Source organism: Pseudomonas sp. GXZC, from assembly GCF_026967615.1.
Classification (GTDB): domain Bacteria; phylum Pseudomonadota; class Gammaproteobacteria; order Pseudomonadales; family Pseudomonadaceae; genus Aquipseudomonas; species Aquipseudomonas azotoformans_A.
In genome coordinates this window covers 3,618,409-3,633,989 of record NZ_CP114115.1, presented here as the reverse complement: position 1 = coordinate 3,633,989, position 15,581 = coordinate 3,618,409, and the positions used below count along the sequence as shown (strand labels likewise).

Sequence of the window (15,581 nt, the reverse complement as noted above, 5' to 3'; positions counted from 1 at the left end):
TTATGCCGCGTCGCTCGATCCTCTCGGCCACCGAGCGCGACACCTTGCTTGCGCTACCGGAAAGCCAGGATGACCTGATCCGCTACTACACCTTCAACGACTCCGACCTGTCGCTGATCCGCCAGCGACGCGCGACGCCAACCGCCTTGGCTTCGCGGTGCAGCTCAGCCTGCTGCGCTACCCCGGCTATGCGTTGGGCACCGACAGCGAGCCGCCCGAGCCGGTCATCTTATGGGTGGCCAAGCAAGTTCAGGCCGACCCGGCGAGTTGGCCGAAGTACGGCGAGCGAGACGTGACTCGCCGCGAGCACGCCCAGGAACTGCGCACCTACCCGACGCTGCGCCCGCTGATCGGCGGCACCCTGAACATTAAGCACGTCCGCGCCCACTGGGATGACATCCTGCGCTAGGCCAGCTCGATCAAGCAGGGCACCGTCACCGCCTCGCTGATGCTGCGCAAGCTCGGCAGCTATCCACGCCAGAACGGCCTGGCCGTGGCCCTGCGCGAGCTGGGCCGGATCGAGCGCACGCTGTTCATCCTCGACTGGTTGCAGAGCGTCGAACTGCGCCGCCGCGTGCATGCCGGTCTGAACAAGGGTGAAGCACGCAACTCCCTGGCCAGGGCGGTGTTCTTCAACCGCCTTGGGGAAATCAGGGATCGGAGTTTCGAGCAACAGCGCTACCGGGCCAGCGGTCTCAACCTGGTGACGGCCGCCATCGTGCTGTGGAACACGGTGTACCTGGAGCGCGCCACCCAGGGGTTGGTCGAGGCCGGCAAACCGGTGGACGGCGAGCTGCTGCAATACCTGTCGCCGCTGGGCTGGGAACACATCAACCTGACCGGCAATTACGTCTGGCGGCAGAGCCGCAGGCTGGAGGACGGGAAGTTTCGGCCGCTAAGGCTGCCCGGAAAACCCTAGCGTACGATTTTTTCCGTTTTCTCTATTCGCCCCTAGTAGCACACCGTCTCTATGAGTTTGAGATTCAATCCATCATCGAGCGGTTTGCCGGCCAGCTGGCGCGCCTTCATGAGCTCGACCAGCTTTTCCCTGGAGTTCTCGGAGTTGATCACAGGGATGATGGGGATGATGAGGTCGAAGAATTTCGTCTTGTCCGTAACAGTGAACAGCTCATCACGGATGGCATAGACGAAATGGACAGAACGTCTGATCTGAGGTGATCGCTGGATGATGAAGTTGATCTCTCTCAGCCTGAAGAAGATGTCCTGGATGTCGAAACGATCCAGGTCTTCAATGACTACTACGTTGATATCACTGCGCTCGAAGCAATAGATGATCTCATCGACGTTTTTATGAAGCACCGATCCATGATGAGTCGCCTCAAGCTTGCCTCCCTTGAGGGTCAGGCCATCGATGGTGAACAGGGACATGAACCTCAACCCCGAATACAACAGATAGACAGCACCAATGGCCACACCAGCCAATGCTGCAGAGTCGGGAAGAACCATCAATCCCTTGATCAGCCATTCCAGCGACACGGTTTTTATCATCGCAAGCTTGGGTACATAGAGCCTCAAGGCGCAGACGGCAAGTAGAGTAAACCCGAGGGTGCGCATGCTGATACTGAAGGTTGAGGCCTGGGCTATCCGCTTCAGGCGAGTCTTGGGCACTTTCGCTGCGGGCACCGCGTAGAGCAGTTGCTGGACGATGGTCTCTTCAATGCGATTGACCAGGTCGACATCGCCTGGTGTGTGCTCGCCCCCAGTAACAGCCGGGCCCTCAGGTTCCGAGTCAAGGTTGGAAGGTTGACCACTCGGCTGAGGTGTCAAACCCAAGGTGGGTTTGCTGAAGGTTGCTAGAGACACATAGGTGTGGTTGAACTGTGGATGATTGCTGAAGAACGTCTTCAGCACGCTGCTCTTGCCCGCGCCATAGCTACCTGTGAGCGCGATGTTCAGAACATCGGGGTTTTCTAGTGCATGTAGCAGCTCACGCTCATACCGGGCCGATCGGCCATCCGTCACAATGACGGGAGTCAAGGGCTCAAAGAAGGGGTCAACGCTGTCCCCCTGGTGACGGGTAGAAAGCACCCTCCACGCGGCTCTCCCTCCAACCACAAGCGCTTCCCACGCCAAGCCTAGACGACTTTTGATAGCTCCCAGCATCTACCCCGATCTCATGCAATGGCCTTCCGTGTCCCGCTGAGCAGGCGAATGACCGCTAATAGTCCAGTCGATGCAGCTTTGGCGCTGCAACAAAATCCATAGAGGCTATATGCCATATTCGGTCGCGAAACACCACGTAAGCGCTGAAGTGGAACATACCTGAACCATCCGGACGGATGGGCGACGAGACTAACGACGGGAAAGCTAGATCTATGAACACCAATCGATGAACAGATGCATTCATTTCAGGAGCATTGAGCTAGTAATTGAGCGCTTTTGTGGCGCTTATGAACATTCGACATCGCCCACTTGTTAAATCGTGTATTAAGATTGCGCCGACTCTGCTCCCACACGCCCAGTACCCGCCACGCGTTTAACCCATGCACTTTCACAAGTAATTTCCCCCACCCCTAGGTATGCTCCGCGTTTATTGCCGATCACTGATACCGGGATGCCAGCCCAGTTCTCTGCTGCCCACGCAGTGTATGGAGCCGTATCCTCTCAAGGACGTTTGAACACGATGAGTACCCCTGCGCTGGATATCAGCAGCCTGACGCCATTGCCTTACCACCAGCGTGTGGTCGACTACCTGAAAGCCCATGAACCTGCCGTGTGGGAATGGGCCTCGTCCTTGGGCGTTCAGGAGGAACACGCCCAGGATGTACGTGCGCAATTGCTGCGAGACACTTATCGCTTGAGCCCCGAGACCCATCCGCAGGCTTATCAGGCCTGTGAAACCGCATTGCAGTGTTTGCAGATCAAGGCACCCGCCACCCTTTACCAGGCTGGCGACGGTGCGATGAACGCGAGCCTGTATTACCTGGCCGATGAAGTGCATGTGGTGTTTTATGGGCCGATTCTTGAGCGTCTGGATGCCCAGGAACTGCTGGCATTGCTCGGGCATGAGCTGGCTCATTACCGGCTGTGGTCGGAGCACGGTGGTGACTTTCTCACCGCCGAGCGGATTCTCAATCACGCCATGGCCGATGTGAATACGCCGCCCAGCCTGGAACAGACTGCACGTCTATATAGCCTGCACACCGAAATCTATGCCGACCGCGGCGCGGCACTGGTGGCCAATGGGTCAGAGGCGTCGATTACCTCGCTGGTCAAGATTCACACCGGCATCGTCAGCGTCGATGCGGCCAGTTACTTGAAGCAGGCCCGCGAGCTGGATGGTAAGGATGCCCAGCTGTCCCAGGGCGTCTCCCATCCGGAGACGTTTTTGCGCTCCCAGGCGGTGGACAGCTGGTGGCAGCAACTCCCGCAGACGGATAACTGGCTGGATCGCCGGTTGCGCGGGCCCTTGTCGCTCAATCGTCTGGATGTGACCGACCAGGTCGAGTTGACCGCCCTCACCCGCGGCTTTATGGCCCATTTCATCGGCTCACCGGTGTTGCAATCCGAGGTTGTGCTCAATCAAGTACGTGGTTTTTTCCCGGACTGGAAAGACAACGAAACGCCGCTCGACCTGACGACGTTGAATGCCGAGCGCATCGACACCAGCATCCATGAATACCTGCACTTCATCATGCTCGACCTGAGCCTGGTGGACCGCGACTTGCGGGATGAGGCTCTGCTGCACGCCGCGCGCACCGCGAAGAAACTCGGCAGCGCCGATGACTTTATCAGCGTGCTCAAGCGCGATATCAAACTACCCAAACGTGAGCTCGACCCGCTCGTTCGCGCGCTCAAAGCGGAGGTCGACACATGGACCCAGTAATCCAACCCGTCACGTTCACTCAATTACTGCAGAGCCACGATGGCGCCGCCGTGCCCATCGACGATGTGTTGTTCCTGGCGCTGCCACTGCTGCGTGAGGTGGCACAGCTGCACGAGCTGGGACGTGTCGCCCAGCTCAGTTATCTCGATGTGATGCAAGGGCCGGAACGCACGCTGCAACTGCGTTACCCTGAAGGCGTGCCGCCACGGCTGGCGCTGGAAGCGATCAAGCAGGTGCAGCCCAATCCGGAATCGGCGCTGAACGTCGTCGGCAAAGTCCGCCTGACCCGGGATTCGGAAAGTGGCGTGGCCATTACCGACCTGCAAGTCCAGGAGGATCTGCATCAAGCCATCGACCACCCGGTGTTCCTTCCGGACCTGCACAGTTGGGAGCATCGTCTCGGGCACCACGATGAGATCACCGACATATTCCAGCTCGGCCAGTTGCTGGCGTGCCTGGCGTGCGGGTTGGATTTCACCGATATCAATGACCTCAAGACGTTTGCCCGGCACCGTCGCAATCTGTTCCAGCTCAATGGCCGGCTCAACCCGGTGCTGGCCAACCTGATCGTCGAGATGACGGAGCTCAACCGCCACGAACGTGCCACGGATGTGGGCTCGCTGGCGCGGCGCCTCGAGTCCTGGCGCGAACAGCCGGCCAGCCTGGATGTCGAGCGTGTGCTGGCCCAGGCTGAAGGCCCGGCATCGCGGCGTACGGTGGTGCTGGAACATCTGCGCAACCGCTTGTTTGACCTTTCGCGGCGCAATCGCCTGCTGTATTTCCGGCCGACCCAGGCCAACGTCAACTTGACCGTGGCCAGCGTGCCGTTGGTGATGCGTATTGAAAGCATCCGGCCCGAAGCGCTGTGCACCTGGCAGCCGACCTTCGGCGGGTTCTCCGAACAAGTGCTGAGCGGCAAGCCCGTTGGCCTGCAACAGTGGCTGCGCTTTGAAGATCAGACTTGGTTGCAGGCGTCGCTGGAGCGCATCATCCAGGAAACCCGGCGCGACCGTGCCGAGTTTGGCTTCAGCAACCTGCGCCTGGTGGTGGCCTTCATGCGCTGGCACAACCTCAAGGACACGCCGGAAGAACGCATCGTCACCCCGCTACTGTGGCTTCCAGTGGAGTTGAGTCGCAAAAAAGGCGTGCGTGACCAGTTCGTGTTGCAGTGCGACGAAACCGAGGCCGAATTCAACCCGGTCCTGCGCCATCAACTGCGTCAGCTCTACGATATCCAGTTGCCGGAAACCGTCGACCTGCAAAAGACTTCGCTGGAAGACATCCACGCCGATATTGCGCGCCAGATCAAACTGACCGAACCCGGCGTCGAGTTACGCCTGCAAAGCAAACCGCAAATCGAATTGATCCACCAAAAGGCCGTGCAGCATCTGCACCACTTCCAGCGCCGTCGTGCCCGCCAGCGCTCGGCGATGCCTTTGGTGAAACCGGATTTCAGCTACGACCGCGAAGATTTCCGTCCGCTGGGCCTGCAATGGTTCCAACAGAAGGTCCTGCCCAGCGAATTGCCGCTGCGCCTGGCCGTAGGCGCCAAACCTGTGCTGCGCAATCAACATCCTCAGATGGTTGCGAGCAGCGCCGAAAACAGCACCTTCGCTCTGCCCGAGAACCAGGGGCATCGCTACGCCTGGGACATCGACCTGACCCAGGTGACCCTGGCCAACTTCAACTATCGCAAGATGTCGCTGGTGCGTGACTATGCCCAGTTGATCGACGAACCGGCGCAGAACGAAGCGTTTGACCGGATGTTTTCCATCGAACCTCGCGATGTCGAGGTCCAGGCCCCCGACGCTATCCCACTACCCGAACAGTGGAACGTGGTGGCCGGCGACGCGACACAAAATGCTGCCGTCAGCCTGGCCCGCACTGGGCGCAACTTCATTATTCAGGGACCGCCGGGCACGGGCAAATCCCAGACCATCACCAACCTGATCGCGGACTACGCCGGTCGCGGCCTGCGAGTGCTGTTTGTCTGTGAGAAACGTGCGGCGCTGGACGTGGTATTCCATCGCCTGCAACAAAGTGAACTGGGCGACTTGTGCTGCTTGATCCATGACTCCCAGACCGATAAGAAAGCCTTCGTGGGTAACCTGCGCGAGTGCTATGAGCGTTGGATCGCCGGTGATGCCCAGTCGCCGCAGTTGCAAGCGCGGCGCGACACCTTACTGGCCGGCCTGAGCCAACAGCTGGGCTTGATCGAGCGTTTTGAACAGGCCATGACAGGCGTGCCGGAGTCCTTGGCATGCTCGGTACGCGAGCTGGTGCGTCATCTGATCGAGCTGCCGCCCGTGGTTGCCAAGCTACCACCCGAAGCCTTGGAGCGTCTGCCCGAGTGGCGTCATTGGCAGGCCCAAAGCGAGCTGACCGGCCGCGTGTATCAGGCGATCAAAGAACGTTTCGGCCTTGACAGCTTTGCACGGCATCCTTTCAGCCGCTTGGCCTCAAGCCTGATTACCCATGAACATGCGTATGGTCAACTCAAGGCATTCCTGGATGAAGCCAGTGGGTTGATGGACAGTGTCGAACTGTTTCTGGAGTCATCGTCGAGCCTACTGTCCGGGAATACTCGCCTGGCAGATGCGTGCGTACTGACCCAGGCCGCCGAACAACTGACCAGCGCCAACCTGGCCGCGCACCTCGATCTGCTGGAGCCAGGCTCATCAGGCTCTCAAGCGCTGCATGCCGAACAAGCGGCGTTGCAGGCACTGGCCGTGCAGCAACACAACGCCCGCGAATCCACCCACCACTGGCGTGAAAAACTGGCGCCGCAAGACACCCAGGCGGCCCTTGAGCTGGTACAGCGGTTGGAAAGCTCGCCGCTGCGTTGGCTGCAACCCGCCTGGTGGCGGCTGCGCGGTGAATTGCAACGACGCTACGACTTCAGCCAGCACGCGATTCGCCCGAGTTTGCGCAGTGTGCTCGACAACCTGGCGGGCGAGCACCGCGCCACGGCCGAGTTGCACGCCGAGCAGCAACGCTTGCAAGGCCGCTATGGCATCCCGGACATCGACCTGTTCGTACACAACCTGCAGGCCCTGCTCCAGCAACTCAGCGCATCACCGCTGTTGCGCCAGTGGATCGAAAGCCTGCGGGGTAACCCGGGCGCCCTCCCCGGCGTGCGCCAGGAAGCCAGCCTGCGTCAGCCGTTGGCACGCCTGGCCGAGCTGGTCGCGCAACATTGTGTGTTCGACCCCGCGCCGAGCCTGGGCGAGTTGGCGGAATACCTGCGCGATCTGCGTGAAGAACTCGACGAACTGCCCGATACCCTGCCCCTGCTCAATGAGCTGCACCAGGCCAATCCTGTCTGCCTCGCGGTCGTGCAACAGTACGCCTTGGCGCAACGTGCACTGGACGGCTTGATTGCCCAGGAAAACCTGACCCGCCTGTACCGCGCCAACCCACAGCTGGCCCGCTTCGATGGCCCGGCCTTGAGTTTGGCCGCGCGCCAGGTCAGCCAGGCAGAAAGCAACCTGCTCAAAAGCAACGCTCACGTGCTCAGCGCGACGCTGCACCAGCGTTTTCTGGAGCATGTGAAGCAGTCGGCGATGTCGGTGACGCAACTGGACGCCCAGGCGCGCGAGTTCAAGAAGGCCTACGCCAAGGGTCGCCGTGAACTGGAGCATGAGCTGGGCAAGACCATGCGCTATCGCTCCATTCGTGAAATGGCCAGTGGTGACAGTGGCCGGGTGATCAACGACCTCAAGCCCATCTGGTTGATGAGTCCGCTGTCGGTGTCCGACACCCTGCCATTGACGCCGGACCTGTTTGACGTGGTGATTTTCGACGAAGCCAGCCAGATCCCCAGCGAAGAAGCCGTGCCGGCCCTGAGCCGTGCGCAGCAGGTGATTGTGGTGGGTGACGAGATGCAGTTGCCACCGACCAACTTCTTCTCCAGTGCCGGCGACCAGGACGATAACGAACTGATTGCCATGGAGGACGGCGAACAGATCGCTATCAACCTGGATGCCGACAGCCTGCTCAGCCAAGCCGCGCGTAACCTGCCGGCGACCCTGCTGGCGTGGCACTATCGCAGCCGCCACGAAGCCTTGATCAGTTTCTCCAACGCAGCGTTCTATGAAGGGCGGTTGATCACCATTCCCGACCGTCGTATCGAGCGCCCTGCCCCGGCCCACGCCGCGCTGGACTCCTCGGATACCGAGGCCGTGATCCAAGGTGCCGACACGCTGTTGGAAAGCCCGATCAGCTTCTTGAAGATGAGCGACGGTGTCTATCTCAGCCGCAGCAACCTGGCCGAAGCACGCTATATCGCCAACCTGGTGCGTGAACTGCTGCAACGCGAGACCGGCCTGAGCCTGGGCATCGTGGCGTTTTCAGAGGCCCAGCAAGGCGCCATCGAGCAGGCGTTGGAAGACTTGGCTAGCAGCGACTCGGCCTTTGCCACACGGCTTGAGCGCGAGTATGTGCGTGAAGATGCCGGGCAATTCAATGGCCTTTTCGTCAAGAACCTGGAAAACGTCCAAGGGGACGAGCGTGATGTGATCATTCTGAGCATCTGCTACGCGCCAGGGCCGAACGGCAAGATGCTGATGAACTTCGGCCCGATCAACCAGCGTGGTGGGGAAAAACGCCTGAATGTGATCTTCAGTCGCGCCCGCAAGCGCATGGCGATCGTCTCCAGCATTGAGTCCGAGGCCATCACCAACACCCACAACGATGGTGCCGCTGCACTGCGCGCGTTCCTGCAGTTTGCCCAGGCCAGTGCCACTGGGGATGCGCCGCGCTCCCAAGGCATCCTCGCCAACCTCAACCCAGGCGCCAAGCAATCCTTTGCCGTCAGCCTGCCCAAGGACCACCTGCGCAGCGCCCTCGCCGCCGCGTTGCGCAAACGCGGGCATTCGGTCCAGGAGTATGTCGGGCGTTCGCAGTTCCGCTGTGACCTCGCGATCAGTGACGCCAGCGGCGAACACTTCAGCCTCGGCGTACTGCTGGACGGCGACACCGCAGCGGCCACGGACGTGCGTGAGCGCTACATCTTCCGCCCGACGGTGCTGCGCAGTTTCGGCTGGAAGATCATCGACGTGCTTAGCCATGACTGGCTGCGCGATCCGGAGGACGTACTCAATCGCATCGAATCGCTCCTGCGAGGTGAGGAAGCCCCTGCGCTGCCAGAACCGGAACAGGTAGAGGAAAGCGTCGAGATCGAGGCTGAGCCGCCTGTCACCGCTGAAGCGACACCCTTGATGCGCGAGTTCACCTTCGGTGAAGGCAACTCCAACAAGTTCTGGCGTATTGGCGTCGCAGAAGCCGAGGTGACGGTGCATTTTGGCCGTATCGGCACCAAGGGTCAGACCCTGATCAAATCCCTCGACAGCCCCGAGCGCGCGCTGCGTGAGGCGCAAAAGCTGATCGAGGAGAAGCTGCGCAAAGGCTATCAGGAGCAGACGGGCTGAACCGTCATACCTGAGCCACAAACCACAAAGCCCGCATCCTAGATGCGGGCTTTGTCGTCTCACCTCAAACGCTTACCACAGGTAGCGATAGCCGACGTTGACCGCATACGGCTGCTCGATGCCGTCGCCTTTGCTGTATTCGGCATCGATAAAGAACTTGTGCTGCTTCGCGGTCTGCAGGATGACCCCGCCACCGATTTCTGCGCGAGACCCCGGCAGGTTGCTGTCCAGGCGTGTGCCGTTGACCTTCACGTGGCTGTCACCGGCGTGCTCAGTGATCCATGAGGCCTTGGCATAAGGCTGCACCGTCATGCCGTTATCCAGCTTCAGGTTACGGCCGAACAGGCTGCCCACGCGGCTCTGAACGGAGGTCACGGCGTCCTGCTCGACGTTGAGGCCGTTGCTGGCGTTGTAATTGCCACTGCTGATACGGAACGCCTGCACTTCCAGTTGCGGTTCGACGAACCAGCCTTGTCCCAGCTGGAGTTGCTTGCCGATTTCAACATCAACCGCCACGGCATGGTTTTTGTACTTGGCATCGACCTTTTCGCCCGTGTTGCTGGTGATGTCGACCTTGTTGTCCAAGTGGGTGTATTTCAACACGCTGTCGACGTACACCCCGCTTTGGTCAACATAGGTGGCGTAGCTGCCGAGCATGGCGCTGTCGGTGGTGCCTTTGCCGCCTTCGCCGAAGTCCTGGCGAGCCTCACCTTTACCGGCCATGCCACCGAGGTAGAGCTTACCGTTGTAAAACGCAATGGCCTTGTCGGCGCCGATCTCGAAACCGTTGACCTGCTGCTTGAAGGCGCGACTCGAGCCCGTGTCAATCTGTTGCTCCTTGCTGAAACCACGTGTCCACAGGCCTCCGTCATCCTCGCCCATGCGCAGCTCGCCCAGACGCTTGACCAAGGCATTCATTTGCGCGCCGATCAGTGCGCCGGACGCTGCGTGCTGCGCGACGGCAGCATTGGCGCCTTTGCTCAGGCTCTCGGTGCCACGGGCCATACCCGCCAGATACCAGTCATCACCGCGCTGCTCAAGTTGGTAGCGCAAAGCGCCCACGTCAACGGCGCCGCCGTGCAGGTCGAACTTGCCTGTGCCGCCATGGGTGTCCACCAGCATCAGGGCGCCGCCTTGGGCTTCATGCCCTGAATCGGCGACGAACAATGTGTGTTCGCCTTCGAATTGACCTTCAACCTTGAGCAAGTCGCTTTGCAGGGTCGACAGGTCAGCGTTGAGCAGGAAACTGCCATTGCCGCTCAAGTCGCCAATGGTCAGGGTCTTGAACTGACCATCGCTGTGATCAACGTTGACACGGCTGTCTTGCAGCGACAGCGAGCCAAGCGAAGAGTCGCCAGTCATCGTCCACGCACTGCCGCTGCTGAGTGTCAGGCTGTGCAAACCCGAAGAGGCGCCTTCCCAACTTGAGGCGTTGAGGGCCAAGCGGCTGTCGACGGTGTAGTCCCGTTCGATGACCACGTCGCCTTTGAGGCGGGAGCCGCCGCTGGCGTCAAGTGTGACACGCGCGACCCGCTGGCCGCCCCCCGCGGCGGTTCCCCCGGCCATCAGGGTTTTGCCTTCGAGGGTAGAACCCTCAGCGGTGACATCGAAGGCGCTGCTGTCATTGGCTTTGATTGCAATGTTGTCGGAGCTCACCTGCGTGTTTTGCAGCTGGATTCTTTGCAGGCCGGATGTGGCGCTCGACAGTGCGGTGGCATTGGCGCCATTCACCACCACACGGGAATTCGTCAGGCTCGCTGTGGAATTGCTCGATCCATCACTGACGCGCAGGCCGGTATTGAGGCCGGTATCGCCGCCATTGATGACGATATCAACGTTATTGCCCACGGTTGTGCCGCCATACCGGGTCACAATGCCGACGCCACCCTGCTCACCCTGGATGCGCACAGTGTCGAGCGACACCCGGCCCGCGTCGTTGTAAATGGCTGAACCCCCCGGCATCGCCAGGTTGATCTCGCTGTTGGTCAGGTTCAGCTGCGATCCGGAAAAGCCCCAGATCACCGGGCGATCACCCCCGGTTTGGGTCAGGTACACGTTATTGGCGTTGACGGTGCCTTGCCGGATCCACATGGCAACTTGTGCCGCAGTCAGGTTGGCCGACTCAAGATTCACCGTGCCCCCAAGATCCACGAATACAGCGGCGCCTCCCCCACTGCCTGGCAGGCCCGCACGTGTTGTGGTGATGTCCATATTCTGGATGTCGACGGTTGCCCCTGACGTTGCCTGGACGCCATAGCCGTTTGTCCCGCTGGTGGTGATGCTGCCGCCCTCCAGGCTGACGCGAGAGCCTGCACCGGTGGCAAATACTCCACGACTGTTGGCACCCGAGGTGGTGATAGCCATGTTGGCCCCTGTCACCGTCCCGCCCGCCGAGGTGTAGATCCCATGCGCGCCGGAGTTGGTCGTGTCGATGATGCCTGCGTTGACGTTCACGGTGCTGTTCGCGCCGGTCAGAAGACCCACCCCGTTCACACCCGTGGTCGCGATGTCGAGATTGCTGATGTCGACCTGGGAGTCATTCACTCGCAGGCCAGTACCGCCACTTCTGATGGTCAGCCCTGTGCCATGCAGCTCGCTGCCCTCGGTGACATTCATCGCAATGCTGTTGCCCAGTGCAAAGACTTGAGCATTGGTGATGTTGACCTGTGACGCGCCGGAGACCAGCAACCCCGGTGTATTGGCCTGCAGGGAGGTCAACCTCGTATCGATCAGGTTCAAGGTGGAATTGCTTTGCACCAGGACGGTGCCCAGACCTGTGCCCGAGGCAGCGAGTACACCGCTGGTCCAGGTTGCGTCGCCCCCATTCATTACCTGCAACACGGGGTTATTGTTACCCGCTGCGGCTTTTGAACCGGTGCCGCTGTAGGTCGTGCCGTCAACGGTCACGACCGCCGCGTGGCCCAGCGCAGAAAACGCCCAGAGCAGGCTGGCAGAAAGGGCTTTGAGTGGAAACGCAGGGCGTTTGACGCCCGAGGGGTCAAGACGCTGGGGGCTGATGCAGTTCATGTTTTCTCTTCGAATGGGTGCTTTCCCGGCACGCTTCAGCACATCGAGTTTTGAAGCGCATTGAAGAGAGATGAAAACAGGAAGGAGTAAGGCGAAGACCTGGAAATTTCCTCCTGACTTGTAGGAAAATTCCGACACGGATCTTGCATAGGTCTGTTCAGGAGGGGTGCTGATACAGTGTCATGCGAGATGGAGGAGTATGTGCTTTGCGCATACCCCATTCTCAAACGTCATAATCCTGCGTTTTCCTACATGGTAATCTCACACGCCTATCCATAGGCATTGATCGTATGTCGACAATAGCTCCAACCAGGAAAGATCATGCCAAAAAAGTCTCACACAGCCCTGCGCCGCAATTTCCGTGAACTGCTCGCAACGCCATCATGCGTTGAAACCGCTTCTGTATTTGACCCCATGTCCGCGCGTATCGCAGCTGACCTGGGTTTTGAGGTTGGCATCCTGGGCGGCTCCGTCGCCTCATTACAGGTACTGGCAGCTCCCGATTTCGCGCTGATCACCCTGAGTGAGTTCGTTGAGCAAGCCACCCGTATCGGGCGTGTCGCCCAACTGCCGTTCATTGCCGACGCCGACCACGGCTACGGTAACGCGCTGAACGTGATGCGCACCGTCGAAGAGCTTGAGCGTGCCGGTGTGGCCGCGTTGACCATTGAAGACACGTTGCTGCCCGCGCAGTTCGGCCGCAAGTCCACCGATCTGATCTCCATCGAAGAAGGCATCGGCAAGGTCCGCGCCGCGCTGGAAGCCCGTGTTGACCCTGAGCTGTCGATCATTGCCCGGACCAATGCCGGTGTGTTGCCGACCGAAGCCGTCATCGAGCGCACCCTGGCGTATCAGAAAGCCGGCGCCGATGGGATTTGCATGGTCGGTGTAGCGGACTTCGAGCATCTGGAGAAGATCGCGGAGAACCTGACGGTGCCACTGATGCTGGTGACTTACGGCAATCCCAAGCTCAATGACGCCAAGCGCCTGGCAAGTCTCGGCGTGCGTGTGGTGGTTGCCGGTCACGGCGCTTACTTTGCCGCGATCAAGGCGACTTATGACAGCCTGCGTGCCCAACGCCAATTGACTCACAGCACTGATAACCTCAGCGCCACCGAGTTGACGCACACCTACACCTTGCCGGAAAACTACGTGGCGTGGGCTGAAGAGTTCATGGACGTCAAAGAGTAAAGCGCCCCGCTCCGCTTTCCTTGCTGGCAAAAAAAGTTCCAACGCCCCGGTTGATCAATGGCTGTCGGGGGCGCTGGAACAAAACTGAATAAAACCGCAGGGTTTAAGCGACCCGGGCTGCTTGCTGCAGAAATCTCAAGATTTCATAGGCGATCAATTCAGGCGCCTCGCGCTGTGGAAAATGCCCCACCCCCTCGATAACAACCCGTTCGTAGTGCCCGGAAAAGAACGCTTCACGGCCTTTGGAGCTGTCTGGGTGATTGCACGTATCGGCACCGCCATGCAGGACCAGGGTTGGTAGCGACAGGACTGGGGCTGGAATCAGTTTCAAATCTGCGGCATCCGATACCGCATCGCCGTCAACGAATCCCCATCGATGGCGGTAGGAATGCAACACCACCTCCGCCCAATCCGGTCCTTCAAATGCACGGCTGGCCGTCTGGAAGTCGTCCTCCGTAAACCATCCGGCAGGTGACCAGGTTTCCCACAGAGTGCGGGCGAATTCATGCCGGTTCTGCTCAACCGTTTCGCGCCCCCTGGGTGTCGCCATGAACCAGTGATACCAGTAATTTCGCGCTTGCTGGAGGGAAATGGGTTGATGAGGATCATTGGTCCCGTAGCCCACCGACACCATCACCAAGGCCGAAGCGACACCCGGCCGGAGCCCGCAGGCGTTGGCAACAGCCCTGGCTCCCCAGTCATGGCCGACCAGCACGGGCGCCTGCAAATCCAGGGCGTCGATGAAATCCAGCAGGTCCAGCCCCAAGGTTGCCAATGCGCCACTGCGTGGTGTGTCGAGGTCACGGAACGTGGTGGGCGCGAACCCCCGCAGTGCCGGCGCCAATACACGAAAGCCGGCATCGGCCAAGGCTGTTGCGGTGCGCATCCAGGTTTCAGGACTGTCCGGCCAGCCATGCACCAGTACGGCGACTCTGTTCGAGCCGGGGTTCCATTCCAGATAACCGACGTTCAACAGCGGTGTGGACACAAAGGCGTAATTCATGATGGTGCAGGCTCCAGGCGATTAGCTCAGACAGATGCTATCGCCGCGAAACAAACTGATTCATGATGAATTGCGACTGATTGACAACTTTTTGAGGTGAATGCCGTGAGCCTGGACAATCCCGCCGTTTCCCTGGATCTCTCCCTGCTGCGGACCTTTTTGACGGTGGTCGATTCAAGCAGTTTCGCCTCAGCAGCGGAGGTGCTGGCCATCACGCCTTCGGCGGTCAGTGGCCATATCAAGCGCCTGGAGGACGACGTCGGGGTCCGGCTGCTGACCCGGACAACCCGCCGTCTGGCGCTGACCCCCGAGGGAGAATTGCTCTACACCTATGCGCGAAACATCACCTCGCTGGAACGGGAGTTTCGCGCAAAGTTGCGCGGCTCGCATGTCGAGGGCCGAATCCGTGTTGGCTCTTCCGAGGACTTCGCAGGCACGTGGTTGGCCGAGGTACTGCAAGCCTTCGGGCGCAGTTTTCCGCGCACGGCCATTGAAATGAAAGTCGGCATCACCTCCGATCTACTGCAACAGCAGCAGCAAGGCAAACTCGATGTGGTGTTCGGCAAACAGTGCAGCCGAGTGACGGATGAAGGCGATCTGCTGTGGGAAGAACCGCTGGTGTGGGCGTTCAATTCAAAGGCCGTACTCACTGACGACAGCCCTGTTCCACTGGCGGTATTCCCGGAGCCCTGCGTGTATCGTGAAGCCGCCATCCGCGCATTGTCGGGTGCAGGGCGACCTTGGCGGCTGGCATTCGAGAGCAGCAGCATGGCCGGGTGCATTTCCGCCGCCCTGGCCGGCTTTGCCGTTGCACCCTTGGCCCGTAGCCAACTGCGCGAAGGTATTAAAGAGCTGGGGGCAGCTGAAGGTCTACCGCCCCTGGCCTGCGCACGATTCTATGCCTTTTACGACAAAGCCGAAGGCCCCCTCAGGGCCTTGGTCGAGTCCGTCAAGGACATTGGCAGGCGCCGCCGTTTTATCTCGCACTCATTCCAAACCAACGGTTAATTCAAAAAGTACCCGTGCTGCGTTTTTTAGCGTGTATCCCTGCTGTATCGTAAAACCGATACACGCTTTCAAATCA

The 15,581-nt window shown here is 60.0% G+C and carries 7 protein-coding genes and 2 pseudogenes; 6 read left to right on the top strand and 3 right to left on the bottom strand.

Features of this window, described 5'->3' with window-relative positions; all coding sequences use genetic code 11:
* Positions 1 to 2 precede the first annotated feature (2 nt).
* Both OZ428_RS34725 and OZ428_RS16860 read left to right on the top strand, forming a co-directional pair.
* A pseudogene (locus OZ428_RS34725) lies at positions 3 to 286 on the top strand (DUF4158 domain-containing protein); the annotation flags it as partial.
* Between the two features lie 42 nt (positions 287 to 328).
* Positions 329 to 919 (top strand): annotated as a pseudogene (locus tag OZ428_RS16860) (Tn3 family transposase); the annotation flags it as partial.
* A 32-nt stretch (positions 920 to 951) separates the two neighbouring features.
* On the opposite strand, the gene OZ428_RS16855 reads toward OZ428_RS16860, so the two are convergent.
* Entirely contained in the window at positions 952 to 2,124 is a 1,173-nt protein-coding gene (locus OZ428_RS16855; protein WP_269130591.1) for a YobI family P-loop NTPase, read from the bottom strand.
* A gap of 520 nt (positions 2,125 to 2,644) precedes the next feature.
* Between OZ428_RS16855 and OZ428_RS16850 the strand changes: the two genes are divergently transcribed.
* Positions 2,645 to 3,847 (top strand): M48 family metalloprotease, encoded by a 1,203-nt coding sequence (locus OZ428_RS16850; protein ID WP_269130590.1) that lies wholly within the window; start codon positions 2,645 to 2,647, stop codon positions 3,845 to 3,847.
* Positions 3,835 to 9,276 (top strand): WGR domain-containing protein, encoded by a 5,442-nt coding sequence (locus tag OZ428_RS16845; protein WP_269130589.1) that lies wholly within the window; start codon positions 3,835 to 3,837, stop codon positions 9,274 to 9,276. Before OZ428_RS16850 ends, OZ428_RS16845 begins: the two co-directional genes overlap by 13 nt.
* A 72-nt stretch (positions 9,277 to 9,348) precedes the next feature.
* Here the strand turns inward: OZ428_RS16845 and OZ428_RS16840 are convergent, their stop codons facing one another.
* Positions 9,349 to 12,303 (bottom strand): autotransporter outer membrane beta-barrel domain-containing protein, encoded by a 2,955-nt coding sequence (locus OZ428_RS16840; RefSeq protein ID WP_269130588.1) that lies wholly within the window; start codon positions 12,301 to 12,303, stop codon positions 9,349 to 9,351.
* Between the two features lie 321 nt (positions 12,304 to 12,624).
* Here OZ428_RS16840 and OZ428_RS16835 point away from each other — a divergent pair, with 321 nt between their 5' ends.
* Complete coding sequence (locus tag OZ428_RS16835) at positions 12,625 to 13,494, top strand: isocitrate lyase/PEP mutase family protein (RefSeq protein WP_269130587.1); 870 nt, start codon at positions 12,625 to 12,627, stop codon at positions 13,492 to 13,494.
* A 103-nt stretch (positions 13,495 to 13,597) separates the two neighbouring features.
* On the opposite strand, the gene OZ428_RS16830 is transcribed toward OZ428_RS16835, so the two are convergent.
* Positions 13,598 to 14,497: an alpha/beta fold hydrolase gene (locus tag OZ428_RS16830; RefSeq protein WP_442964802.1), complete on the bottom strand. Its 900-nt coding sequence runs from the start codon at positions 14,495 to 14,497 to the stop codon at positions 13,598 to 13,600.
* A gap of 105 nt (positions 14,498 to 14,602) precedes the next feature.
* Between OZ428_RS16830 and OZ428_RS16825 the strand changes: the two genes are divergently transcribed.
* A complete protein-coding gene (locus OZ428_RS16825) occupies positions 14,603 to 15,505 on the top strand; it encodes a LysR substrate-binding domain-containing protein (RefSeq protein ID WP_269130586.1) in 903 nt (300 codons plus the stop codon).
* The last annotated feature ends 76 nt before the right edge of the window (positions 15,506 to 15,581 follow it).

What these genes read in the sequence shown, in the direction of transcription:
- OZ428_RS16855 (WP_269130591.1), bottom strand. Translation starts at nt 2,124, where the DNA reads ATGCTGGGAGCTATCAAAAGTCGTCTAGGCTTGGCGTGGGAAGCGCTT.
- OZ428_RS16850 (WP_269130590.1), top strand. Translation starts at nt 2,645, where the DNA reads ATGAGTACCCCTGCGCTGGATATCAGCAGCCTGACGCCATTGCCTTAC.
- OZ428_RS16845 (WP_269130589.1), top strand. Translation starts at nt 3,835, where the DNA reads ATGGACCCAGTAATCCAACCCGTCACGTTCACTCAATTACTGCAGAGC.
- OZ428_RS16840 (WP_269130588.1), bottom strand. Translation starts at nt 12,303, where the DNA reads ATGAACTGCATCAGCCCCCAGCGTCTTGACCCCTCGGGCGTCAAACGC.
- OZ428_RS16835 (WP_269130587.1), top strand. Translation starts at nt 12,625, where the DNA reads ATGCCAAAAAAGTCTCACACAGCCCTGCGCCGCAATTTCCGTGAACTG.
- OZ428_RS16830 (WP_442964802.1), bottom strand. Translation starts at nt 14,497, where the DNA reads ATGAATTACGCCTTTGTGTCCACACCGCTGTTGAACGTCGGTTATCTG.